Source organism: Acidaminobacter sp. (assembly GCF_030247605.1).
Classification (GTDB): domain Bacteria; phylum Bacillota; class Clostridia; order Peptostreptococcales; family Acidaminobacteraceae; genus Acidaminobacter.
The window spans coordinates 18423-43663 of the sequence record NZ_JAOTSB010000011.1; the positions used below are offsets into that span (position 1 = coordinate 18423).

18 protein-coding genes and 1 riboswitch are annotated in these 25241 nt (G+C 45.6%); of the genes, 6 read left to right on the forward strand and 12 right to left on the reverse strand.

Features of this window, described 5'->3' with window-relative positions:
- Positions 1–74: 74 nt before the first annotated feature.
- From OEL90_RS06995 to OEL90_RS07010, 4 genes are all read right to left on the reverse strand, one after another.
- Entirely contained in the window at positions 75–764 is a 690-nt protein-coding gene (locus tag OEL90_RS06995) for a GntR family transcriptional regulator (RefSeq protein ID WP_291404319.1), read from the reverse strand.
- Positions 765–1088: 324 nt separating this feature from the next.
- Complete coding sequence (locus tag OEL90_RS07000; protein WP_300687652.1) at positions 1089–2534, reverse strand: alpha-amylase; 1446 nt, start codon at positions 2532–2534, stop codon at positions 1089–1091.
- 157 nt (positions 2535–2691) lie between these two features.
- Positions 2692–3405 carry a hypothetical protein gene (locus tag OEL90_RS07005; protein ID WP_291404323.1) on the reverse strand — a complete coding sequence of 238 codons (714 nt, stop codon included), beginning with the start codon at positions 3403–3405 and terminating at the stop codon, positions 2692–2694.
- Between the two features lie 43 nt (positions 3406–3448).
- Positions 3449–4009, reverse strand: coding sequence for a pyridoxamine 5'-phosphate oxidase family protein (locus OEL90_RS07010; RefSeq protein WP_300687653.1), 561 nt, complete (start codon positions 4007–4009; stop codon positions 3449–3451).
- A 215-nt stretch (positions 4010–4224) separates the two neighbouring features.
- On the opposite strand from OEL90_RS07010, the gene OEL90_RS07015 reads away from it, so the two are divergent.
- A complete protein-coding gene (locus tag OEL90_RS07015) occupies positions 4225–5085 on the forward strand; it encodes an aldo/keto reductase (protein ID WP_291404327.1) in 861 nt (286 codons plus the stop codon).
- A gap of 34 nt (positions 5086–5119) precedes the next feature.
- Entirely contained in the window at positions 5120–5548 is a 429-nt protein-coding gene (locus tag OEL90_RS07020; protein ID WP_291404329.1) for an OsmC family protein, read from the forward strand.
- Positions 5549–5875: 327 nt separating this feature from the next.
- Here the strand turns inward: OEL90_RS07020 and OEL90_RS07025 are convergent, their stop codons facing one another.
- Both OEL90_RS07025 and OEL90_RS07030 read right to left on the reverse strand, forming a co-directional pair.
- Positions 5876–6427, reverse strand: coding sequence for an isochorismatase family protein (locus tag OEL90_RS07025; protein WP_291404331.1), 552 nt, complete (start codon positions 6425–6427; stop codon positions 5876–5878).
- A 127-nt stretch (positions 6428–6554) separates the two neighbouring features.
- The gene (locus OEL90_RS07030; protein WP_291404333.1) at positions 6555–7034 is read right to left on the reverse strand and encodes a COG2426 family protein; all 480 of its coding nucleotides are present in this window, start codon (positions 7032–7034) and stop codon (positions 6555–6557) included.
- A gap of 186 nt (positions 7035–7220) precedes the next feature.
- Between OEL90_RS07030 and OEL90_RS07035 the strand changes: the two genes are divergently transcribed.
- Entirely contained in the window at positions 7221–7826 is a 606-nt protein-coding gene (locus OEL90_RS07035) for a DUF5052 family protein (protein ID WP_300687655.1), read from the forward strand.
- Between the two features lie 86 nt (positions 7827–7912).
- Here the strand turns inward: OEL90_RS07035 and OEL90_RS07040 are convergent, their stop codons facing one another.
- Together OEL90_RS07040 and trkA are read right to left on the reverse strand one after the other, a co-directional pair.
- On the reverse strand, positions 7913–8242 hold the full coding sequence (locus OEL90_RS07040; RefSeq protein ID WP_291404337.1) for a rubredoxin-like domain-containing protein: 330 nt from the start codon (positions 8240–8242) through the stop codon (positions 7913–7915).
- A 104-nt stretch (positions 8243–8346) separates the two neighbouring features.
- Positions 8347–9819 (reverse strand): Trk system potassium transporter TrkA, encoded by a 1473-nt coding sequence (gene trkA / locus OEL90_RS07045; RefSeq protein WP_291404381.1) that lies wholly within the window; start codon positions 9817–9819, stop codon positions 8347–8349.
- A gap of 308 nt (positions 9820–10127) precedes the next feature.
- Between trkA and OEL90_RS07050 the strand changes: the two genes are divergently transcribed.
- A complete protein-coding gene (locus OEL90_RS07050) occupies positions 10128–12137 on the forward strand; it encodes a hypothetical protein (RefSeq protein ID WP_291404339.1) in 2010 nt (669 codons plus the stop codon).
- 201 nt (positions 12138–12338) lie between these two features.
- Here the strand turns inward: OEL90_RS07050 and OEL90_RS07055 are convergent, their stop codons facing one another.
- From OEL90_RS07055 to OEL90_RS07070, 4 genes are all read right to left on the reverse strand, one after another.
- Positions 12339–12752, reverse strand: a complete 414-nt coding sequence (locus tag OEL90_RS07055) for a hypothetical protein (protein ID WP_291404341.1) — start codon at positions 12750–12752, stop codon at positions 12339–12341.
- Positions 12753–12853: 101 nt separating this feature from the next.
- On the reverse strand, positions 12854–14086 hold the full coding sequence (locus tag OEL90_RS07060) for a DUF401 family protein (RefSeq protein ID WP_291404342.1): 1233 nt from the start codon (positions 14084–14086) through the stop codon (positions 12854–12856).
- A 266-nt stretch (positions 14087–14352) separates the two neighbouring features.
- Positions 14353–17223: an Ig-like domain-containing protein gene (locus OEL90_RS07065; protein ID WP_291404344.1), complete on the reverse strand. Its 2871-nt coding sequence runs from the start codon at positions 17221–17223 to the stop codon at positions 14353–14355.
- Between the two features lie 298 nt (positions 17224–17521).
- A complete protein-coding gene (locus OEL90_RS07070; RefSeq protein WP_291404346.1) occupies positions 17522–21208 on the reverse strand; it encodes an Ig-like domain-containing protein in 3687 nt (1228 codons plus the stop codon).
- A gap of 551 nt (positions 21209–21759) precedes the next feature.
- Positions 21760–21835: riboswitch (cyclic di-GMP riboswitch) on the forward strand.
- A 220-nt stretch (positions 21836–22055) separates the two neighbouring features.
- Between OEL90_RS07070 and OEL90_RS07075 the strand changes: the two genes are divergently transcribed.
- On the forward strand, positions 22056–23996 hold the full coding sequence (locus OEL90_RS07075) for an immunoglobulin-like domain-containing protein (RefSeq protein ID WP_291404348.1): 1941 nt from the start codon (positions 22056–22058) through the stop codon (positions 23994–23996).
- A 239-nt stretch (positions 23997–24235) separates the two neighbouring features.
- Complete coding sequence (locus OEL90_RS07080; RefSeq protein WP_291404351.1) at positions 24236–25225, forward strand: glycosyltransferase family 2 protein; 990 nt, start codon at positions 24236–24238, stop codon at positions 25223–25225.
- Positions 25226–25241: the final 16 nt, after the last annotated feature.

A 25241-nucleotide genomic window follows, 5' to 3' on the forward strand; every position in this document is an offset into this window, starting at 1 on the left:
AAAGTGCTTTCATTTGTTAGAAATTCACTATGCCAACCATCGAATCAATGTGATAATAATCTGTTCAACTAACTTTATAGATGAAAATCCGGATCTTTCAATACATTGTTCTCCGCAAATAGTATATGCTCAGCCAATAAACGCTTAACTTTCTCTTCATCTTTCTCTCTGATTGACTGAATAATGTCCAAATGCTGCTGAATTGTAACTGCTTGATAAGGAAATTTGCTGATAGATAAAGCTTGGATTCTTTGAATCCTTTGACGGATACTATGCATTATGTCCTGCATAATTAAGTTATCTGACTTATCCAAAATCATAGCATGAAGCTTATGATCTGAACCTGCCAAATCCTCGTATGAAACCTCGATTCCATCTTCCAACTTCTGTTTGCTTTCAATCCAACTTTTTTCCATTTCGGCCAGATCTTCTTCTGTTACATTTTTTATGAAGGATTTAACTGCGGCACACTCCAGCGCAGAACGGACTTCGAACAACTCATGGACTTCCCTTGTTGTAATATTTCGTACAAATATTCCAATTCCGTTGTGAATTTCAACTAAACTCTCACTGGCCAGTATTTTTAAAGCTTCCCGCACTGGCGTCCTACTCATGTTAAGCGCTTGAGCAAGCACGTTTTCACTTAAAAATTCACCAGCTCTGATTTCATTATAAATAATCATATGCTTTATGGAATCATAAGCTATATCAGTCAGGTTCTGTGCTTTTTTTTTCGGAATGACTAATTTTGTTTGTCTGGTCAAAGTATTACCTCCTCGGATTTGACTTTGAAATATTATCCGAAAAAAGCACTTTTGTCAATTTAAACCATATACAACCCACATAAGAATTTGAATTTTCTGAATATACTACCTGTATACAGGTTACATCTAATAACTAAATATGTCAATCAAATTTTCGACTTTAATAAATTAAACCGATGATAACTCAATCTAATTCTTAACCGACTGACAGAAAATCATACAGGAATATATCGTCACTTCGTGTACAATCATTCAAAACCCATTTCGGTTACGCCATTGAAAAAAATGTAAACCTCCTTACTGCACTTTAATTTTTTACACTACTCACTTCCTCCTCCACACACTCACCCTGCCAGCCTTCACCTTAAATTCCCCGAAACCGTCCTCACGGATGACCACAGCATCTTCGACATTACCGAGACAATCCCCATAACTTTGACCCGCCTGGTCTTCCCCGACAAACATCGGGATAACGCCATTCTCTTTGGTACTTAAAATTACCGCCAGCTTTTCAGGGTGTTCAGGGGTACCGAGTCTCACCCAGCCAATCCTATTCGGATCTTCAAAATAGTCGGCTTGGTCTCCGTAGGCGGCTTCGCGTCTTGATTTCATCAGAAGATCAATCTGATCCTTCAATCCTTCAAAAGGCGTCTGACCCCCGGATCCAAAATAGTCACCGAAAAAGACGCAGGGATAGCCCTTTTCTCTGAGCAGGATCAGTGCGTAGGCATGCAGCTTGAACCAGGGCTCCACCCAGGACTGCAGGGCTTGTCCCAGTTGAGAATCGTGATTGTCCACAAAGGTGACAGCACGTTCAGGAAATTGTTCTACGATTGAATTATTAAAAATCGTCCTCAAGTCATAGGCCTCTCCTTTGATGGAGGCTTCATAGAAATTAAAGTGCAGACCTACATCAAATAGATCAATCTTATGTCCCGTTTTTTCAAGGTAAGTCTTCTTAACTTGGAAATCCGTAACCCAGTATTCACCCACCATGTAAAAGTCTCTTCCAAATTTCTCAGTGAGACGTTGTCTAAAAACATTTATGAAAGCCGTATCAATATGCTTCAGTGCATCCAGGCGAAAACCGTCTACACCTGTTGTATTAATAAGCCATTCTGCCCAAGTGATGAGTTCTTCAACCACCTCCGGATGCGCATGATCGAGATCTGCATGCATCAAATAGTCATAATTGCCGTACTCATAGGAGACACCCAGATTCCATCCTTTATTCTCCCCAAGGATTCGGAAAATACCTTTTTCGCTATCCCGCTGATTATAATCCACCCCGTTGAAATGATTAAAATTCCATTTAAACGCAGAATATTGGCCATTTCTTCCCGGAAAATCAAAACCGGTCCAGCCCTCAATGTCCCTCGGGGCCTCAAGCTCTGACTTTCGATCTTCCGGTTTGACTTTCACCGCCATAAAGGTTTCCGTGTGGTCCGCCCCGGCTTTATGGTTCATGACCACGTCCGCATAAACCTGGAGACCGTTTGCATGCATTGCCTCAATCATTTGAACAAGTTCATCTTTGGTTCCGTATTTGGTTCTCACGGTGGCCTTCTGATCAAATTCACCCAAGTCATAAAGGTCATAAATGCCGTAACCAACGTCATTTGAGCTTGTGCCCTTACAGCAGGGCGGAATCCAGACGGCTGAAAAGCCTGCTTCCTTTAATGATCCAGCCAAATCTTTCAATAGATTATAATACTGTCCGACATTTGGAAGATACCATTCGAAGGCCTGTAGCATTATGCCGTTTTCCATTACGATCCCCCTACAAACTTACATTGTCAAACTCCAAAACCATGTCATACCAAGTTGGAAGTGAAACCGGGTGTCTGACACCGAGTTTCATCCACTTGTCGGCCACGCGGAAACCGGGTGTCTGCGGCTTCCGCCTATCAACCCTCAGTTTCACACCTCACACACTCAGCACCTTTCGCTGCAGCCAGTAAGCCTCCCCTGGTTTAAGAATCAATAGATCAATAGGTCCACCCACGGTTTTCAGACGGTTCTGAAACTTCATGGTGTCCACCGTGGTGCGGATGGCAAACTCGGCAAAATCCACGGCATCCTGGAGGGTGAAATAGTTCCAGGAAATGTCGTGGGCTTTGAAGTCGACGGTGCTGCCATCGGGTTTTTTAATCTGAGCTGGGCTCAGGAGTCTGGCCAGAACATCCACTTCACCGGACCAGGACGCGCCCTGATTCTCTGTGCCCTCCCGCTTGGCGCGCTTCGACTTGATATTGACATTCCACAGCCTTTTTTCATAGGCTGAGCCAACCTTCTTATACCCCGCTATGAAAAAATTGGAATTCGGCACATTGTCAAAGCGGTTGAAATAGGTAATCAAGGCTTCAGGTACCTCATCTATATCTGTCTCAGGCCCCATGCTTTCGCGAATAAACGCCTCGATATACCCTGTCAGCGGTTTGTTGTCTATGGAGACTTCCCCACAGACGGACAGGCCAATCTGATTGGGACACAGGAAGGTCTTGTACGTCGTATCTGTCGTGTGAATCCCCAGCGTCTGGACCTTCTTCTCTTTGGTTTCCTCCATGCGATTATAGGTGGAACGGCTGTCGCTGGCCAGCACAATCCCCTCTCCAACGAAAACGCAAACAATTAATGACATAGGTTCCCTCCTCAAATGGGCACGTAAAATCCGGTCACAGACCTTACTCCATTCTGCCCCACTTCATTTCGACACCGTCAGCATCGTATTTTTTTCGTTTTGCGGTGAGTGTTTCAATATCGATCCGGATCACGACGGTCCTCGCCATCCCGCTTTCAGCTGCAGCCTCAAAATAGGGCATATTGAGGGGCGTGAGCTTCTCCGAAATCGCCCTGAGTCCCTTCAGTTTTTCTTCGTCGAACGTCACAAAGACCGCAGTTCCTGTGAGAATAGCGGATTCAAATTCCGTAGTGAACTTGTTCGCTACCACAGCTGAAACCTGGTTTGCGGCCTTCAGTGCTTCAAATTCCTCCGGCTGAATAGGCTCCGGAATGTGGGTGTCCCCCACAAAGACCATGGTGACTGCGCCATTGAATTTCAGGTTGTCAATCTTTCTGCCCTCAGGCGCGCTGTGCAGATAAATGCTGTCACCCACCCTTGCCGGAGAGACTGGCACCGAATAAGGCATCCCGTCTTCGCCGATGGTCGTGAGAACCCCAAATCGCGCCTTATCTATCACATGAAGTCCAAAATTCCGGTCCATTTCGCGGTCCTTGCGCCTCATAGTTTCCCTCCTGGTATGCTTATGCTTTGTGGTGTGGAGACGGGTGACCATCGGCAAAAAACCTTTAAAAGTGCTGACTTCACAAAGGATCACCACATCGATATGGCATCTATACCCATGTCTTCGAATTTCTATTCGATAATCGCGGGAAGTGGGCGTCCAGTGATCTTCAAATAAGGGTATAAATAGTTTATATAGGTGAAGGGGGGAGCAAGATGCTGCAGCTGGAGAATTTGAGTTTAAAAGATGGCAGTTCCATGCCGAGGCTCGGCCTTGGAACCTGGTTTTTGGGCGAACAGTTCCGTTATCAGTCCAGAGAACTGCAGGCGGTCAAGCGCGGCCTGGAACAAGGCATCCGCATGATTGACACCGCCGAGATGTATGGTGACGGCGGTGCGGAAACCATCGTGGGCAAGGCGATTCAGGACGCGGATCGCGCACAGCTTTACTTAGTGTCGAAAGTCTACCCCCACAACGCGAGTGAAGGAAAAATTGCCAAAAGCTGCACTGAAACGCTGGAGCGGCTCGGGACCAAATATCTGGACCTCTATCTCCTTCACTGGCGGGGCGGCGTACCGCTGCAGGAAACCGTGGAGGGCATGGAGGCACTGATAGCCAGGGGGAAGATCAAACGATGGGGTGTCTCAAACTTCGACCTGGCGGATATGGAAGCGCTGTTTTCCGTCAAGGGCGGCGATAAATGCGCGGTGAATCAGGTCATGTACCATTTGGGCTCCCGCGGGATTGAGCACAGTCTGCTGCCTTGGATGAAAGCCCACGGCGTGGCGCTGATGGCCTATTCCCCTCTGGCACAGGGTGGTACTCTGAAAAAAGAGCTGGTCTCAAATCCGGTCATTCTGTCAGTTTGCGCCAGAAACCGCATCAACTTTCATCAGCTGATGCTCCTCTTTGCCCTTCGGGATCCGCAAACGGCGGCCATTCCGCGCACCTCAAACCCGGCCCATGTGGACGACCTGATTAAAGGCCTCTATGTTACACTCAGCAATGAAGACTGGGCCCGTCTGGACGAGGCTTTTCCGCCGCCGGACAAAAAAGTGCCGCTGGATGTAATCTGAATTAATTTTCATACACAACTTTGGGAGGAGTTTTATGAAACTGGAATATACCACCAAGCATCTGGACGGCATGGCCTTTGAAATGACTTTGGATGGCCATCATAAACTGATCATGGACTCAGATGATGACTTTGGCGGCAAAGATCGCGGCCCGCGGCCAAAACAGCTCCTGATCTCCGCACTCACCGGCTGTTCCGGTATGGATGTCGTGTCAATCCTGAACAAAATGAAAGTCGAATTTACCAGCTTTGAAATGAAAGTTGAAACGGAAATGACCGAAGAGCATCCTAAGACCTATTCGAAAATCCATATGATTTACGAGTTTACCGGCAAAGATCTGCAGGCTTCCTTCAAAAAGATTGAGAAGGCCGTGGACCTGTCACAAAACCGTTACTGCGGCGTCGCCGACATGCTGGGCAAAGCCGCTGTGCTTACCAGCGAAATTCGTTTGATTGAAGGCTAGAAGAACGTGCCAGGCATCATCTGGAAGTGGGAGCCTGGTACGTTCTTTCTTTTTTTGCCCTTGATCCCTTGTCCCCCCTCATTTCACGTCACTGCGGATGCCAGGAAGCAAGGTGTTGACCCCGATAGACGTTTAAAACTTCGTTTACCCTAACGAGAATTTGCAAGTTGTCGCAACAACCGGCCATGCATAGAAATGAGTCCCAGTAACCCTCTTCCTGCCCCTGACGCCGCGCCACATTTTGTCCTCAAACAAAAAAACAGCACCGCGGAAGTCCATACTGCAACTTCCGCCGCGCTATTCTATACCTTAATCTTTTAATAAAATCTATTTTATCAGCTTCGACAATTTCTTGAACTCTGGCGTCCCTGACAGCTTCAGCAAATCGAACATCAGCGTTTCAGTATTGCTGACGACCGCCCCCATCTCTGACATGAGCGCGAGCCCGTTGCGATAATTTTCCTTCGTACGTGAGCAGACCCCGTCCTTGGCAACAAAGACATAATAGCCCTTGGAGAGCAGATCCCGAACAGTCTGATAAACGCAGATATGCGTCTCCATACCGGTAATGATGACGCTTTTGCGGTAAGTGGATCTCAAGTATTCCTCCACCTCAGGGGTCAGGCCGCAAAAAGACATTTTTTCGAAGACCTTGGTTTTGTCTTCGTCAAGATGAACCTTCTCAACAGTTTTGCCAAGCCCTTTTGGATACTGTTCAGTGACAATTATAGGCATATCAAAAGCTTCTGCGGTCTCGATAAGGATATTGGTGCTTTTTACCACATCATGGCCGTATTTCATGGTCGGGACGAGCTTCTCCTGAATATCAATGACCATCAGTACTGCATCCTCATGCTTTAAGTTATATTTTGTCAACATGACTTTCAACCACCTCACACAAATTGTTGTACCCACTTTACTAAAAACAGAAGAAAAAATCAAGGCCGTCCAAAAACAAGGCAGAAGGTGCCCAATAGGCGACACCTTCTGCCGGAAATATCGATGCTTATGCGCCTATTACTGATACAACCCCGTGGCTTAGCGCAAAGATCAGCACTGCAGCTATGAGATTACCAACCAGAATGGCAGGAAACGCCCATTTAAAGCGCATATCCAGAAGCGCCGCCGCGAGGCTGCCGCTCCAGACCCCAGTCCCGGGCAGTGGAATCGCCACAAAAACCAAAAGTCCCCATGCCCCGTACTTCTGAATCTGTCCGCTGTTGTTCAGCGATCTATGAGTCAGTTTATGAATTACTTTTTCAAAAGTCTTCGTCTTCTTCAAAGCATTGAAAACAGGACGAATTGTGAAAAGGATAAACGGTACAGGAATAATGCTCCCAATAAAACTGAGCAATGTCGCGTGAAGCGGTGACAACCCAAGTGAAATCCCCACCGGTATGGCACCCCTCAATTCAATGACAGGCATTGCCGCCGTCAACAGAACCGTCATCTCAATAGATATAACATTAATGAGCTCTTGAATCAATCCACTCAACTCCAGCATAAAAATAAAAGGCCTTTGTCAGGCCTTTATTAGTATACCAGAAATTTGGAGGATCTTCTTATAATATTTTCAAATTGTTACAAATCTATGGTAGTATTAACTTCTAATCCACATCAACACATCAGCACATCAGCACTCAAGTACTTTTAATACAGGGGGTCCTTCATCATGAAAAGAAAATTTGCACTGTTAATATTGGTCGCGGCCGTCATTGCTTCCGCCGCTGGCTGCGCCGGCATCAGGGACGCCATGGCGAAAATCAAAGGCGATCTGATTGGCCAACGCTTCGTCATTTCGGTCTACGACGATTACGCTGACAAAACACTCGAAATCACAGGCAGCAAAATAACCGTAGGCCTGCTCGAAAACTCCGCCAATTTCAGCGTGGAGAATACGGGATTTGAATCCGAGGTCATCGAAATCACCGTCAATGGCGACCAGATGTTTCAGGTCGGCAACACCGTCATCTTCGCGGAAGAGGGCCTTGACATGGTCAAGGACTACGCTGTACCTGCCGAAGTCGGCGGCGGCCAGGGCGGCGGGTTTGTACCCTTTGACCGCTTCGTCAACGACATCAAAAACCAGATTGGCAAGGACAAGACCATCATCATTTCCAGCCAAATGGGCATTCCCATTGGTGTCTATCAAGGCAAAGAGGTCTTCGTGACCGTCCCTGACGATCTGCCAAAGATGACCCGTCTCAACATAGACGGCAAGAGCCTGTATATCCACAGGGCGAACTACATCATCATGGATTCAGATTTGCTGAATTAGAGCCAAAAACGACCGCGCGAGTCTTATTCGCGCGGTCGTTCCTATTTTGGGGTCCAGCATAAGTCTCTTCCAGTGTAGTTATGTACCTACCACTTGCCCTTGCTGGCGTGTTTTGCCAGTTCAGCTTTGCTGCGTTCCTTGATGACCCAGGCGTCGTCGTGAGCCTTTTTGAAATCTGAGACGCAAGTTGGGTCGAGGTTGAGGGCAATGCCTTCCTTTGCAAGATCCTTGATCTTCATGGCAAGACCAATGATGGCCATGTGGATGTCGTTCGTGCGGTCGGAATCGAAGATCTTCTTGGCGTCCTCATCAGAAAGCTTGACGGCCTGTTCCTTTGGCGCGCCGCATTTTGGGCACACTTCATAAGGCTCATCGCCTTCATGAAGGTACCCACAGGCTGTGCATTTCCATAACATGATGATGATCCCCTTTCTTAGGCTGACCCGCGTCTTTCAGAACCGGGTTTTTGCCGATGGTTTTTGATAGCATTATTCTTTTACCCGATTTCGCCAGCTTCAACCTACTCGTCCGAAATGTCCCCGATATTAGCGGCGGCTTTGATTTGGCTGATGCTGACCATAGGCAGACTCGCCTCTGGTATTTCGCTCTGTTCGGCCATTTTAATGGCGATGTGTCGAAGCAGCCCGCCGTTGTTGGGGCGGATGAAGGTTTGAAGGGCGTCGAGGTTGGAGTTCAGACAAAAGATGACGAGGCGGTCTCCCACATTCAGAACGGTGCTCCCATTCGGGACGACAGCCTGATGGTTGTGGATCATGGCGCCAATCACGAGGCCCTTTGGCAGGTTGAGATCCTTTATTTTTTCGCCGACGCAGGCTAAGTCCTCGTGAATGATGATTTCGACGACTTCGGCCTGGCCCTCGAGGAGCATTGTGGCGGCGACGATCTGGCCGCCCCTGGCATATTTGAGAATCTCCGCAATAGAGGTATCCGTAGGATTTAGGGCAAAATCAATGTTGAGTTTGCCAAGGAGATTGAGGTAACCAAATTTAGTAACCTTGGAAATAACGATGGGAACACCCTCCTGCTTGGCCATCAGGGCCATCAGCAGATTATGCTCATCATAGCCGGTGACGCCAATAAAGGCATCCATTTGTGGCAGATCTTCGTCGTCCAGGAGCTGGATATCCGTGCCATCCCCGTGGATAACGATTGAATCCGACAGCGTAGTGCTTAGGTACATGCAGCGATCCCTGTCCTGCTCAATGATCTTGACTTGAACGCCGAGTCGAAGCAGCTGCCGGGCCAGAAAAAACCCAATTTTCCCGCCGCCTAAGATCATAACTTTCTTGATTTGGCGGGTGTCCACGCTGATCCTGTAACGCTTAAGAACCTCTGTGACGCGCGGGCTCTTGCCAATAATGTACAGGAGGTCCTCCGACTCAATCACCGTACTGCCATCCGGAATTAAAACCTGGCCATTGCGTTTAATGGCCGGAATCAACAGCCCTTGGATATTTTCCGCCCTGCGCAGTTCCTTGACTTGTTTTCCAATAAGGCCAGGCATCCGGTTCGCATAAATGTCCATCATGACGAGCTTGCTGCGTTCAAAATCCCCGGACTGAAAGCGATAACCCTTCATAAGAAAGCGCGTCATTTCCTGGGCAGTGGCCAGGTCAGGATTGACGACCTGATCAATCCCCATGTCATTCATCAAATATTCCTTTTGCCGGACATTCTCTGGCTTTCGGATTCTGGCGACTACTTTTTTGACGCCATGCTTTTTCGCCAGGTAACAGGCAATGGTATTGGTTTCATCACTGCTGGTGGCAGCGACAAACATGTCAAAAAGACCGGCGTCGAGCTCCCTGAACAGCCGGCTGTCGAGGCCATTCCCCGTGATCGCCATCACCTTCAGATGGGACCGGACGTGCTCAATGGCCTCCTTATTCGTATCAATGATAGTGACCTCAATGCATTCCTTGTCCATAGTCTCGGCTAACCGATACCCGAATTTTCCCGCGCCTACGATCATGACCTTCACTTGGTCTCACCGTCCCCTAATAGTACATTTATTACTTCTAATAGTACATTTATTACCCTAATAATTTCATCTCAATTTTGATAATCTAATGTGTAGGATATTGAACTCATTATAATCTTTGTATGAAATTTTATCCATAGGTATATTTGGGTATCAAGGTTGTAAATATCGCGACAGTAGAACTGATCCATCGTTTGACTGGCGCAGCGTGCGCATATTGATCAGAGTTGGCGCAGATGACTATCGGCATAAGTATTTAAGGATGTCCGGAATACCCACAAAGGAGGCTCAATCAACCCATGACAACTCAAAATTCCCATTGTTTAAAGGGACGGATCACGCGTGGGCTCAAAGCGCGAACCACAATTTTTGCTTACATACTGCTGGCCGCCCTGACGCTGAGCGGCTGCCAGCAAAAAAACCTTGCGCCCGCTCCGGGAATCGAACAACCGGCAGGAGACGTTCCTGCAGCTCTGGAGCAGGAGCTGCAGGTGCGGGAAGACCTGTTAAAGGAACTCTTGGCCGGCTATACCTTTTATAAGGGCACAGCCACAATTAAGGACGACTCGGTGATCAGCAGCGAGACGGAGCGCGACAAATTAAACGGCTCAGGGGAACATTATTTGACCTCTGATGAGGTGCTGGTCTACGATCCAAAAACAGAGGCGGTTTATCTGATTGCCCGGTCCATGTACTATATTGGCGAAGACAGCTTTACATTCACGGACCTGCCCACCGGCGTCTCAACCCGAAGCACGCAGTATTACAGCGGCGAGAATCACGAGTACTACGGCACCGGCATTCTGGTGAAAAAGGAACTGATGGGTGCCACGGCCACTGCCGGCGGTTCAGGGTCAAGCACCGAAAAAGCCTCGGATTACGAGTTGGTTTTCACAAACAACCCTGTCCGCATGCGTCCTATGGATCGGGTCATCCTAACAAATCCCCCGCCACACAAAACCTATTGGGTAACCTTGAGCTCACCGGCAGTGGACTCTGTGCTGGTCAGCGGCGTGACCAATCAGCCGGAGGAGGTCCCCTATGAAGTCCTGAATCTGATGCCAAATTTGCCGGATATTACGTTTAATAGAACCTACAACCACGGCCTTGACAGCTATGCCCAACTGACTAACGGCTTCTATGGCTATCCCAGCGGATACTTTGAATGTGAGTATACTGAAGTCACTGTCGAAGAAGCATTAGAGGCAGCGGAGGAGATCCGCGACGCGCAGGAATCGCAAAAGGCTTATGAAGCCATGGCTGAAAACCAGCCCGAGGCTTGGAAAGAGACCGCGCGGCTGGGAGACGCTTTGGCAGGTGCGGCGGATGCCTCTGCCGGGATTCAGGAAATTGTGACGCGCGCGGCCGGCGAAGGGGTCCTGAGCGGCGGCGATTCGAATACCATTTTGCGAGCAGCGGACGCTTTGGTTTCAGACCCGGAAGTGACGCGTCAGCTCGAGCGAATGGATCCTCTGCCGGAAGGCGCTTCTGTCAGCAGTCAGGAGCAGACCAGTAATCAGCCGGAAACCAGCGGTACACCGCGTAAATTGGAAGGGGTCGTCCTGGAGGCCTCTGGAGAAACCGGTGCAGGTCCGGAGCAGCAAAGACTGACTTCCACCTGCGCTGCTGCCCTGCCTGAGCTGGAAGGCGCATTTCAGGCTTATGCGGATGCTGCGCGGTCGTTCTCTTCAGGGTTGTCTGAATTGAGGGCTATGGCGCCAATTACCGCGGATACAGATGCTGACGCAGTCCTTGTGATTCTTGAGGATCTGTTTGGCGCGGCGGAAAGCCTTGAGAAGGCTGACTCACGGACTGAAGCGCTGCTGAATCCGCTTCACACGGTTCTCAGCAGACTAAACCGTCAAGGAGAGGCGCCTTCTGAGGTTAAATATGAACGCTTGAATACGCTGTTTAAAGTCTGGGCTGGCGACGCTTTCTTAGACTCAGAACCGGGGAGCGCGCCAAACGTCAATCTCGAGGAAGGGACAACGCTTCCATCCGGATACCCAGTGGAGGTTGTGCCGCTTCCGAAAAATGCGAAACTGATCATCTCTGAAGCCCTTCCGGATTCAGAAGGTCAACCCTCCGGCTACACCTTGACACTGAAAACCAGCGCTGCACCATCTGAGATCGCAGCCTATTACACCAGCGTCTTCAGCGCTGTGGCAGGGGTCGAGACTACAAAAATGGGCGACATGACCATCTTTTCAGGCCAGCGCCTGGGCTTTGAATTCTCAGTCATGGTCACCGCCAACAGCATGGGCGGCACGGAACTGTCCATGGTTCAAATCTCTGTTATGGCGGAGTAAAAAATTGCGGAAGACGGTTTCTGCAGGCCAAAGTCTCGTGACACCGTCTTCTGCTTCCATAGCACCTCTCAAACCTGGTCGGCGATTTCCCATCAACTTTCTTTTCTATTTTATTAAATTTACACATGAAAAATGGTCCTGTTCAGGTCAGAGTATTTCAACCTGTCACAGCACCATTTTTTATTTGCAGAAATTGAGTTTTCAGGACTTACTCGGAAACTTGTTCTGACACTTTGGACACGTCACCATTAGCTTGCCCTTCCCTCGTGGCACACGCATCATGGCTTTGCACTGTGGGCATTTGACATATTTATGCATCTTCGCCTCTTCAGCCCGCATTTTGAGGCGCGTGGCGAACCTATAGGATCTCCCGTAGAGTGGGCTGAAAAGAATCGCGAACTTGTAGTTTTCGAGCCTTCGCTTCTCCACGTTCCTGGACAGGATCCTGAAGAGGGCATATCCGAGGGGCAGATACCCGACGAATACCAGAAATTCCAAATTGGCCGCTTGTCCTATCAGGCTCAGGGCCAGTGATGTGACAATCAGAAATGTAGACAGCTGATCGCCGCCGTTTCTGCCCGTCATGAACTGTATGACTTTGTCTTTGAATTTCAAGCAGGATCATTCCCATCTTTATGTTTTATTTTCAGGCGGTTTCGTGGCTGACTATGTCGTCCTCAAGCTTTTTTGGTTTGCCGATGGTCACTCAACCCCCACTAAACAAGCGCCACAATCCCCAGCATTACCGCCACCGAGACGATCAGTGCCCCAATCAGAAGTGGCGCATAGAGCTTGTACTGCGCATAGAGCTCATTGGTGGTGACCCCCATAAGCTGCAGCGTAAAGGCCTGGCAAAGGTGCAGCGGCGAGAAAAAATAGCCAATAAACGCGCATCCAAAGGCAAAATAAGTGTAGATGTGGAGCATCCCCAGGGATGCCCCCAGCTCAGAAATTAAAGGCAGCGTGACGGCCAGCGAGGCAACGCTGTATCCCGTGATGTACCCAATCAGAAGGGACGTAAAGAAAATAACGGCAAAGACGGTCAAGATACTTCCGCTGGCACTGAACAGCGCGTTGACCAGCCCCATCAGGTCCTCCATGTGGATGATGACATCCTTCATGACCAGCACCGCCATGACGGTCAGCACAATGTGACCGTTGAAGGATTTTTTCCCAATCTTCACGAAGTCCTTTTTATCACTTAAGATATACGCCATGGCAAGACTTGCAAGCATGGCTGCATAAAACGGTATGCCAAAGATGAGATTAATCAGGACGCAAATGTAAATAGGCGAGCTGTAAACGAGCAGATCCTTGAGATCCTTTAGCCGGGGCCCTGATTTTTCAACGGTTTGAACTTTAACCTCTTTCAGAAACAGCTGATGACCCAGGAGCAGCATGGCTGCGATCATGACAAGGTTCAGCCCTATGATTTTGTAGATGTTAAGCTCCGGCAGTATGGAACCAATGACCAGCAGAGACGTTGAAAATGGCAGCACAAACATGGCCACATGGCGAAACACCAGGTTGATGGCCGCACGCCGTGCCGGGATGATCCCCAGCTCTTCCCCAATGGTGTTGACAAACGGCGCGGACAGCATGGCGCCGCCCGGTACAATAAGTACTCCGATCAGTGCCGGGATCAGAATGATGGAGACCTTCTTATTGCCGGTAATCCTTTGAAGTGTCTCAACGACCCGCTCCAGAAGACCGTAGTGCTTCATCAGCCCACCGAGGATACTGACCATGGCGACCACTAAAATGGTGTTCAGCGACGAGGTCGAGGTAAACAGGGATCTCAGGATTTTTAAGATGGCTTCACCGCCAATCCCCGAAAGCGCGCTGAGAAAGGCAGCCGTGATGAGCAGTGTGTAACTCAGTTTGACTTTCTTTCGGATTAAAATTGGGATCAATAGATAGGATAGAATAACAACAATGAGTTGTTTCATTTAAACCTCTCTTCATGAAAAAAATTGGCGCTAAAAGAAGCCAGAACTTTGACCTCAGCTACGCCAATTACATTTCATTATATTAATCAGCAGGATTACTCTAACGCCTTTATTAGATTACAGATTAATCATGCAAATGTCCATAGTTATTCGTAAAATTCCACATCTTGATATGCATTTATAACATGTTTCATCTAGTCCGTGCTTGATGACAACAGAGAAATCCGGTAATCTGACCCGGATTCCTCTGTTGAACACCTGTACGACTATTTAATATAAGTTATTGTATCCTGGCGTTCACCTTCAAGAATGTAATCAATTCCGCCAACTGTTACAGAATTGACTTTAAAAGTAAATGTCAGAGTTCCTCTTTTGTACTTAATTTCATTGGAAACCAGCGTTACACTTCCTGTTGTGTCAGTTGTCCCAGTGTCGGAATCTGACGTCGCGTCAGACCAGACACCTTTAACGGAAGCATTTGGAATGCCGGTAGTTACTGTTGCAGTAGCTTTGACAAAAATGTTTTTCCCGACAGATCTTGTGGATGTACTCATAGTAATTTGAAGTTGAGCTGTCTGATCAATGACAATCAGATCAACCTTCGCAGTAGCTGTGCTGCCATTTCCGTCTGAAACGGTATATTCAAAGCTGTCCTCACCGCTAAAGCCGGCTTCTGGTGTATAGCTGGCCTTGTTGGCAGCGATGCTGACCGTTCCATGTGTCGGTTTAACAACGGATTCAAGGATCAGAGAATCCCCATCCAGATCGCTGTCATTAGCTAAGACATCAATGATATTTCCACTGCTGTTTTGCGCTACAGTCGCTGAATCGCTGTTAGCAATTGGCGCGTCATTGACATTGGTCACTGTAACAGAAACCGTGGCGCTGTCCGTGCCGCCTTTGCCATCGCTAATCGTGTAACTGAAGCTGTCAGCACCATAGAAATTGGCTTTTGGTGTATAACTGATGCTGGAGACGTTAAAGCCAACAGTACCATTTGCCCCTTGTGTCACGCCGATGATGCTGATGGTGTCGCCATCAGGGTCGGTGTCGTTGGAAAGGACGTTCAAAGAATTGCTGCCACTGTCTTCACTGACGCTGTAACTGTCATTTACAGCATTTGGAGCGCCATTGACACTTGTGACTGCAATCGATACAGTCGCTGTGGCGCTTCCGCCTTTTCCGTCCGAAATGGTATATTCAAAGCTGTCTAAGCCGCTGAAGCCAGAGACTGGCGTGTAGCTGGCCTTATTGGCAGCGATGCTGACCGTTCCATGCGCTGCCTGTGTGACAGATTGAAGTGTCATTGAATCTCCGTCAAGGTCGCTGTCATTAGCGAGAACATCGATTGAATTATTTGTGCTGTTTTGGGCAACAGTCGCTGAATCGGCGTTAGCAATTGGCGCGTCATTGACATTGGTCACTGTAATAGAAACCGTGGTGCTGTCCGTGCCGCCTTTGCCATCGCTAATCGTGTAACTGAAGCTGTCAGCACCATAGAAATTGGCTTTTGGTGTATAACTGATGCTGGAGGCGTTAAAGCCAACAGTACCATTTGCCCCTTGTGTCACGCCGGTGATGCTGATGGTGTCGCCATCAGGGTCGGCGTCGTTAGAAAGGACGTTCAAAGAATTACTGCCACTGTCCTCACTGACGCTGTAACTGTCATTTGCAGCGTTCGGAGAAGTGTTTGGCGTAATTCCTGGCGCATAAGGAATATTGATATTACCTTGCCATAAGAAATATGGATAGGAGGCCCCGGTTTTTATCTGCCAAAGATCAGTAAAATTCCAGCCAGGAAAGCTTGACGCTTGAACCATTTGCGTTGTCGTAAGACCATTGCCTCCTGAAGATCTGGTAAGGCCACTTGTCGTCATATCCCAATAACTGTCCGTCACTGTGCTGGAGTTACTGGCGCCAATTAACCCCCCCACAGCATAACCGCCGCTGGAAGTGCCCGTGGAATAGCATCCTGTCACTGTGCCGTTATCCATTAAACCAACAAGGCCGCCAACGCCGCCGCTGCCAGAAACATTGCCTCTGGCATAACTATTGTAAATTGCTGCATTGGTACTTAAGTGACCGACGAGTCCGCCAGTCAGTGAAGAGGTATTGGTGACATTTCCAAGAGCGTAACTGCTGCGGACGGTGGAACTATTGCAGACAATACCAATGAGACCTCCTACCCATTCGCCGGCACCTGATACATTGCCTGTCGAGTAACAGTTAGATACAGACGTTCCGTAGTTGATGTTTCCAATTAGTCCGCCTACCTCTTGGGAAGATCCTGTGACTGTGCCGGTAGTATAACAATTTGAGATGACCGAAGCCTGGTTCGTACTGCCAACCAGACCTGCCACTGCACCTGTCCCAAAGACATCGCCGGTAGTGTAACAGTCGTCAATTCGTGTTCCATCATAGATTGACCCAATTAAACCCCCTGTATCGAAGAAGTTGCCTGTTACTCTCCCACTCGCATGACAGCCTGAAATATAGCTGCTGTATGCTGCGCCTATCAGACCACCGCATCGCAGTGAGCTTCTTATGACCATTTGGCCGACGACAACCGCCGAGGAGCTGCAGTCAATTACATTGCAGGTTGGTCTGACAGTTCCAAGCAACCCTCCAACATTATATTCTGATTTGACATAGCCTGAGACATGACAATTTCTCACTGTTGAACTATAGACAAAGCCTGCCAATGCGCCAACATGACGATGACCAGAGATATTGACGTTGGAAAAATTGAGATTACTAACTGTACTTGAGCGTATGTAAGCGAAAAGCCCGACACCATCATCTGTTGGCCTGTTGCTGATAAGCCCGGATATTGTGTGATTATTGCCATCAAATGTTCCAGTAAATGGCATACTCTGTTGCGGATCCGGATCCCATTGTGTTCCGACAAACTCACCGATTGGCTGCCATCCTGAAGCAGTTACATAGGTAGTGTAGCCGGCGGATGATTCGTTTAGATCGTTCATTAAAATATAGTCTGCATTCATGTTGCTTCTTACATTGTAAAGATCTTCCCAAGTAAAAATTGCCGTCGGAATTTCCGCCGCGTGAACTGGAATACTTAATCCAAATAAAAGACATGCCGTTAAAATCAAGCTTATGCACTTTTTCATAATCATGGTCCCCGCCTCTTTCTTTTACTGGTTATCCCCCATCACAACCCAAGTATTATAAAAAAATATCTGACATTTGAATACCGATACATAGGCATCCTCCCTTTAAATCATCACGAATTTGTATTTATATACCCTTTTGTTTACATAATACTCGACGGAATTTCCTTAAAATCTTGTATACTTAATGGTTTTCAGAAGTGAATAACTATTACCTTAAAATCAAACATTAAGTCTTATATGTTCACATTATAAAAAAAGTGAAGTACAAATTGCGTACTTCACCCTTTCATAAATCCTTCAATTATTTGGATAGTAAATTGAACAGAATTTGTGCTATTTCAGCTCGAGTCATGAAATCTTCAGGATTTAAGTTATAGTTGTACCCAACAACAATACCTGAATTGACAAACGAAGCTATCGCTTCTTCAGCCCAATCCGCTACTTGATCCGCATCATTGAAACTTGAAAGCTGCAGATTCATAAATGGAGCTGGCACTTCCCCCAGGACCTTGAGCATATTGTGCAAAATAACCATCATCTCTTGTCTGGTTATTTCAAGCTCAGGTTCGAAGAGGTTTTGTCCAGTGCCGTTAATTAATCCAAGTCTTTTCGCTGTCAACAGCTCGTCTGTGTAATAGGTGTTGCCAGCATCATCAAAGTTGCCTATTTGTTGGTTGCCACTTAGTTTTTCCAGATCTGACGCATAAGTATTCATCAACATTACTACAAAATCAGCTCTGTTTAATTGAGTCTCTGGTTCAAATTTACTAGCACCTGTGCCAGAAGCAATTCCACGAGCGGCAACAAAGTCAACTGCATTTTTATACCAGGCTTGCTCTGTAACGTCTGCGAATGTTATAGGATTGTAACCAATCACAAATTCTGAAAAATGATTCGTTTCGAAAACAACTGATTTCAACTGCTCATCATAATTTCCAGTGACCAGTTGTAAAACGCCTTGATCTGAGAGGAAGTATAACACTATGGCTTCATGGTCTTCTCCAACTTTAGGTTCATATGGAATCACAACTGTGACGTGACCCTCACCAAAACTCGTAACTTTAGTTCCTCCCTTTGTGATTGTCAGTTCATAGACTGGTCTGTCCTTGACTAAAAGCTTGTCTGTTTCTGAAAGCTCGTTGTCCATTACCGCGCTAGCCGCTATGACGATTTCACCTTGCGTATTAACTGCGTCTATAACTTTTAGCGCATCATAGTCAAAAGTCATGGATATAAAAGGAGATGTTAATTTGAAACTTGCCTCTGATGACGTCACAAGTTCTTTTAAGTCCGTGGATTGAAGATTAAATTCAATGCCTTCAATATCACCGTTTACCTCAACTATGACCTCAATCAAATCTCCTTTTTCGTTACCCTCTGTACCCTTGGCTTTATCTAAAAGCGCATCCACGATGTCAGTTGAAATATCCGCAACTGCACTTCCGTTATTTATTACAGATGAAATTTCAGTTGAATTCACTGTGGATTGAAGGGTACTTTCCGTTGTTACTACTATTTCAGGTTCTGGTACAGTTATACTTCCGCCACCACTACTGCCACCGCTGCTGGTTTTCTCCTTAACTGTTACAGTGACAGTTGCCGTATCAGTTCCCCCATTGCCATCGCTGATGGTATAGGTGAAGCTGTCTGTGCCGGTATAGTTTGCATCCGGTGTGTAGGAAGCAGCTGAAGCTGTAAACGTCACAGTACCGTTTGAGGCTTCAGTCACACCAGTAACCACCAGCGTGTCGTCATCCAAATCAGTGTCATTTGCCAATACATTAATTGTATTGTTCACGCTGTCCTGATAAACGGTCCGTGTGTCATCAAATGCCATTGGAACATTATTGTCATCTAAAACTGTAACAAAAACCGTTGCTGTATATGTTATTTGTTCATTAGAAGTATCTGTTATCGTGTAACTGAAACTGTCATCACCATAAAAATCAAAATCCGGTGTATAGATAACCTCATTCGAATTGAAAGTAATTGTACCGTTTTCGCTATCAGTGACAGCAGTTATCGAATAAGATATCCCATTATTTGAATTTGAGTAAATGTCATTTGCCAACACATCTATTACATTTTCCGAAGAATTTTTATTTACACTCGATGTATCATTTTCAGCTACGTAATTATTGATTCTTATAAACACTACTGCAGTTTCAGTATTATCGCTTCCATCACTGACAGTATATTCAAAACTGTCAAATCCGTAAAAATCAGTCATAGGGCTGTAGGAAACCTTATTATCAGAGATCTCAACATCGCCATTGGCCGCTGCTGTTACAACGTCAATTTCCAATTGAGTACCTATGTCATTAAGCAAGACATCAATCAAATTCACAGCGCTGTCTTCTTGAATTTCAACGTTATCATAAACAGCATTCAAGACTGGCAAATATGGGATATAATCATTTTCTTGCCATAGCAGATATGGATAAGAACCAGATTCAATACCCCATACACTTCCGAAGTCCCACTCTGAAAAACTGCCTTGCTGCTGCATTTCATAACTGGTGAGGTAAGTCCCACTTGGTGAATCCTCCCTTCCGCTCGTTTCAATATCCCAATAACTATCAGTTACTGTCCCTTGTCGGATATCCCCAATTAAACCGCCAAGACTGTAAGGGCCAGCCGGACTTCCTGCTGAATAACTTCTTAAAATGGTTGCGCCCAGGACTTCATCATCTGATGGGTCGGTCTTATCATTTAAAAGCACACCTTCAACACTTCCGACCAAACCGCCGACTCCGCCGCCGAGACCTAAAATGTTGCCAAGCGCGTAGCTGTCAAGGATTACTCCGCCAGTACTCAAGTGTCCAACTAGTCCGCCGGTTAGTATTCTTCCATTTGAAACATCCCCGGTAGCAAAACTTTGTTCGACAACAGAATAGTTACAGACAATACCAACAAGCCCACCAACCCACGAACCGTTGCCAGTAACATCGCTTGTCGAGTAAGATCTTATGACATGAGAAAAATAATTGGTGTTTCCGATTAATCCGCCTACCTCCTGAGATGTAGCGAAAACTTCCCCAGTAGTATAGCAGTCCTCAACCACTGAAGCCTGGTTGGTGCTGCCAATCAAACCTCCAACTGCGCCTCTGCCAGAGACAGGGCCAGAAGTATGACATCTTATGATGAGTGAACCAACATAAGAGTTTTTATCATATTTATCATAATCATCTCCACCGACAATTGTTCCATAAATAGAACCTGCGAGACCACCTTGATCCATTGCGTCACCTTTTACAGTTCCGTTTGTGAAGCAGTCCTGTACCGTGCTGGTATGGACAGCGCCAAACAAGCCGCCGGTACGCAGTGATCCGCCGTCTACGCCATCGCCTTCAACATCAGCAATCGAACTGCAATTCTGAACGAGAGTGTTCTCTCTAATCGTTCCTACAAGCCCGCCTCCATTATGGCGCGTATTTAACTCGCCACTGGTTTCTATACCAGACAGCGTCGACGATCGAGTGTATCCGGCAAGAATACCGACATGTCTGAAACCCGATACAGAGGCATTTAAAATTTTAAGGTTATAAACCTCAGCATCATTTAAGTAGCCAAAAAGACCTTGACCGAAGCTATCATAAGATGGAGGGTCATCAGTAACATTAGTTCCTTCATAATATCGGTCAATAATTAAATCTGATATCGTGAAACCATTGCCATTAAATGAGCCTGTGAATGGAGAGCTTGAAGCGTCTGCATCCCATTCACCAAGTCTTAACCCATCAATATCAGCTGGAACAAATACACCTATTGGCGACCAGCCTCCTGCAACGCCAACATAGGTATCATAGCCATCTGTAGTTTGATCAAGATCGTTCATAAGTATGTAATCCAAATCCAATCCATCTCTTACGTTGTCGAGCTCCTCCCAGGTGGTAATCTGAATTGGATCAGCCGCATAAACCGGAGCAGAAAAAAGTATCAAAAGACAAAACACCATCAACAATTTATGACAATTTGTTTTTAACATTGATCTCACCCCTCTCAGATGTCTGAAGCGCCATGCTTTCTATCTATGCAAAATTATTCTGAAATGATAAAATCACTCAGTCCCTCATAACCCATTCCACCTTTTTATATGGCAGCTGATGTTTTTTTGTGTAACCCGACATTTAATAATTTCTTAATTTTTTAGAATTTATACCCCATATATTTACATAATACACTTTAATCAATTTATAATTATTTTATGCGCAACTACATAATCAGCCTCTTTAATTTGTTAACGAAACTACATAGTCATCGATCCAAGACTGATAATATAAATACCCTTCAATCAGGCGGTACAAGACTATTGAGCTAAATCGCAGATACTCATAACCATATTGTAACCAAAATTTCGACAATATATGTGTTGACATAACAACGCTTATAAATTAATATTATGTCAACATAAGAACTCCAGTAAGAAGTTGAACACTATCAATAGAAATTGAATATATCAAATCCATCATCATAGTCTGTTATAATTTCAGCAATTAATTTCAACGTGCGTGAGCATCACATACAATAAAAACTTCTACTGATAAACGGCAAACCAATCGAAAGATTGGGACGCAAAACTAAAGGGCCTGTTAAATGGCAGCCAGTTACCCAAGGGAAGTTTTTGTATTGTGTTGAAATAGATACAGTATTTAACAGTGCAGCAGCAATAACGCAAGACCATATTTTTTGTTTATTGAAATGTGTGGAAAGGAGAAGCAATTCAAGCAAGCCATTAATATGCTTATGGCCAAACCAGCAACATAACTTTCGAATTGGGTCATTGAAGCATCTTTTATTTGAGTAGAATACTTACAGCCAAAGGAGACCGACATATGATTAAGTTTAAGAAAAAATTAGCACTGCTCTTGACAGGAGCACTGATCCTGGGCATAATGCCAAGCCTTGCCTATACGACTCAATATACTGGCAGTTACGACTATTCTGTTACGAGCGCCACAAATTTCAGCAAAAGAATGAACTATGTTAAAAAGGACTGGACTGCACCAGTAATTTCGCTTAACGGCAGCAGTTATATCTCAATACTTGTTGGAGCATCCTATGTGGATGCTGGCGCGACTGCATATGACAGTGTCAGCGGACGAGTTACTGTCACAGCAACGAATACTGTCAACACACGTGTAGCAGGCAAATATGTTGTCAAATATACTGCATCTGATGCTGCTGGAAATATTGCATACGCATATAGAACTGTAGAGGTGAAGGCGCCTGCTGTAACCCAGCCTGTCGTCACCCAGCCATCGGCACCTACCTATCCTACTACCTCTACTACTAATTCCACATCTGCTTCAATTTCCACCAGCACTACAGCTTCTACATCAACTGCAGGCCAGTCCAGCACTTTAGCTACCAGTACAGCAGACGCCACCATGAAAAAAGTTTATCTAAGCAGTTTTTCCAATATCTCTGGAAGTCTCAAGGAATTCACCGGCAGTATTGGAGCAGGTTCCAGCGTTCTGACGCTTTCTACCTCCGCCCATGACTTTAAAGTTGGACATGGCATTGCCATTAAGAGCGCTGGTAATAACAAAGAAACCAATTATTGGCTGATCACAACTGTTAAAGCGGTTGATGGAAATAAGCTTACCCTTTCAACAAATGCATCCACTTCTGCTTCCGGCGTCATGGTTCTTCATGATGACACTAAAGCGGTTAATAGTGCTATTTCTTCAGGCAATGCAATCTATTACTTCGATATTCCACAAATGAATATCAAGGGGCTGAGCCTGAAAAGTAACGCGATTTATGACGGCATGGGTAAAGCGGTCCTCAATCTGCCGGTAATCTACTCCTCAGCGCCATGGGTTCAATCCATGGTGTCAGCTGAAGACCAAACAAATATAACCTTCAGAAACTTTACCCTGGATGGTGGTAAAACCAGAGGCGTTTATGCTAACGATCAGGTTGGTGTATCATTGCTGTTGGTCCTGGATTCAACGAAAATTAAAGTTCAAAACAACACTTTCCGAAACAACGGCTATATCTCTATCAACCTTCAGAGTAAAGTTAATGATATTCTGATCGAAAACAACACTATACTTAATACTGATATAGGCATAATGGCTATGCCTGAATGGCTTGGCAACCTCTATCTGGAGAATGCTGTTTTCCAAAATAACTACATGGACGGTGGCACCAGCGAAGGTATATCCATTGTTTCAGGCATGCGGGAAAATCCAGGCTATGCAAAAAATATAACCATTCACAAAAACGTTATCAAAAATAAACTCGCGAATGGTATTCAATATGGAAGCAGAACATCCAATATTGTGATCAGCGAGAATGATATTTCCAAATGCAACAATGGCATCAGCTCCATAGATCCAAACCTGGAAAAGCGCGACAATATGACCTCAACAAATGCAGATATCATAAAAAACAAAGTATACAACAATAAATGGTCCAACTTCGTTCTGGATGGCACAGATGTCTATGTGGCCAACAATGAGATCTCTGATGGCAACAATGTTTTAGTACTTGGCCGGCTCTTTATTGACAATGTTACTGTAGACAGCAACAAATTTATCAACACTAGCATCGCGTTGAGCCCTGCGATCCACATTTACAATCTTAAGAATGGAAATATCAAAAACAATGTCTTTGTCATTGGTTCAACAAATAACTTCAATGCTGCTATTGGAACAGAAAATGGCAACGTCGTCTCTTTGTCTTTAACAGGTAACGATCTCGGCGGAATGAGAATACTTGACCTTTACAAGGTAACAACGCTTGCCTTGTTGGATCAAAAATACTAGTCAACTAATTGCCACATTTAATCTTTTAAATTTTAGGGAACACAGGTCATTTAAGAAATCGACTTGTGTTCCCTCTTCATTTTTAAAGATCCTTTAAATAATAAAATTCATGAACATTGCAGAGTGTGATGTTGATGAAAAAATTCACGATTGGCTTTTTTATATTACTATTTGGGGTATAACTATAAAAAATTAGTAATGGTAATCGTCGTGACCGTTATGCCAGCGGAGGTGGTCATATGTCAAAAGGCTTTTTCGATTATCAGGACAACTTCGAAAAAATCAGGCTTGTAAAATCAGTCCCGTTCGAAGATAACCCAGAGAGAATCAAAAGGAAGGTTACCATTGCCATCCCTACCTTCAAACGGCCTCTGCTTCTTGAACATGCTCTTGAAAGCGCATTCAGTCAAACAGACTTTGAAGACTTTGAGATCATAGTCGTGGATAATGATCCGGATGAAAATAATGTTCCTGCAGTAATCCAGAAGTACCAAAGAGACAATCTTTATTATTTTAAAAACGAGGCTAACGTCGGCCTGTACAGCAACTGGAACAGATGTATTGAATTGGCAAGAGGAGACTATATATCAATTCTGAATGATGATGATTGGTTGAGCCCAAATTTCCTTTCTGAATGTCAAAAACACATGATTCAGGGTGTGGATGGTCTTTTTTTTAAATACAACACGGTCTATCAAGGCGGATACTCAGAACGTGTCAAGACTCATAACAGCCATTTTCCAAAGCTGAAGCAAATACTATCAAGACATTCAAAACGCCTTACTTTATTTGATTTTTTCCTTGGCAATAAAAGTGCGGGCTCTCTTGGCGTGATGATGAAGCGTGAACTTCTTATTGAACTTGGTGGCTATAATCCTGACTATTACCCTTCAAGTGATTACGTCCTTCACGCGAATTATTGCAGACACTTTAATGTGTTTCTGATCAACGAGACCCTGAATTTTTACAGAGTGGCGCAAAATGCCAGCGCTAATCAGGATACTCTGAGAATCTGGGAGTACCTTGATCATGACATCCGGCATTATCTCATTGATCAGATTCGAAGGCACAAGCGGCTTTTATATTTCATGAACACCGTACTTACAGACCTGCAGATTCAGGGCTTGATCGACACTTGGGGTTATTTGACTGATACTGATATTAAATCAGGCTTAAAACATACCTTGATGAGAAAGTTTATTGGTGTGAAATATGATTTGAACTATTAGCGCAAAACCCGGAGGA

Coding starts and splice junctions, on each gene's coding strand:
- trkA (WP_291404381.1), bottom strand. CDS start 9,819: ATGATCGTAGGCGCGGGAAAATTCGGGTATCGGTTAGCCGAGACTATG.
- OEL90_RS07065 (WP_291404344.1), bottom strand. CDS start 17,223: ATGATTATGAAAAAGTGCATAAGCTTGATTTTAACGGCATGTCTTTTA.
- OEL90_RS07010 (WP_300687653.1), bottom strand. CDS start 4,009: ATGAGGCGCAAGGACCGCGAAATGGACCGGAATTTTGGACTTCATGTG.
- OEL90_RS07005 (WP_291404323.1), bottom strand. CDS start 3,405: ATGTCATTAATTGTTTGCGTTTTCGTTGGAGAGGGGATTGTGCTGGCC.
- OEL90_RS07015 (WP_291404327.1), top strand. CDS start 4,225: ATGCTGCAGCTGGAGAATTTGAGTTTAAAAGATGGCAGTTCCATGCCG.
- OEL90_RS07080 (WP_291404351.1), top strand. CDS start 24,236: ATGTCAAAAGGCTTTTTCGATTATCAGGACAACTTCGAAAAAATCAGG.
- OEL90_RS07000 (WP_300687652.1), bottom strand. CDS start 2,534: ATGGAAAACGGCATAATGCTACAGGCCTTCGAATGGTATCTTCCAAAT.
- OEL90_RS07075 (WP_291404348.1), top strand. CDS start 22,056: ATGATTAAGTTTAAGAAAAAATTAGCACTGCTCTTGACAGGAGCACTG.
- OEL90_RS07060 (WP_291404342.1), bottom strand. CDS start 14,086: ATGAAACAACTCATTGTTGTTATTCTATCCTATCTATTGATCCCAATT.
- OEL90_RS07020 (WP_291404329.1), top strand. CDS start 5,120: ATGAAACTGGAATATACCACCAAGCATCTGGACGGCATGGCCTTTGAA.
- OEL90_RS07070 (WP_291404346.1), bottom strand. CDS start 21,208: ATGTTAAAAACAAATTGTCATAAATTGTTGATGGTGTTTTGTCTTTTG.
- OEL90_RS07040 (WP_291404337.1), bottom strand. CDS start 8,242: ATGTTATGGAAATGCACAGCCTGTGGGTACCTTCATGAAGGCGATGAG.
- OEL90_RS07035 (WP_300687655.1), top strand. CDS start 7,221: ATGAAAAGAAAATTTGCACTGTTAATATTGGTCGCGGCCGTCATTGCT.
- OEL90_RS07025 (WP_291404331.1), bottom strand. CDS start 6,427: ATGTTGACAAAATATAACTTAAAGCATGAGGATGCAGTACTGATGGTC.
- OEL90_RS07050 (WP_291404339.1), top strand. CDS start 10,128: ATGACAACTCAAAATTCCCATTGTTTAAAGGGACGGATCACGCGTGGG.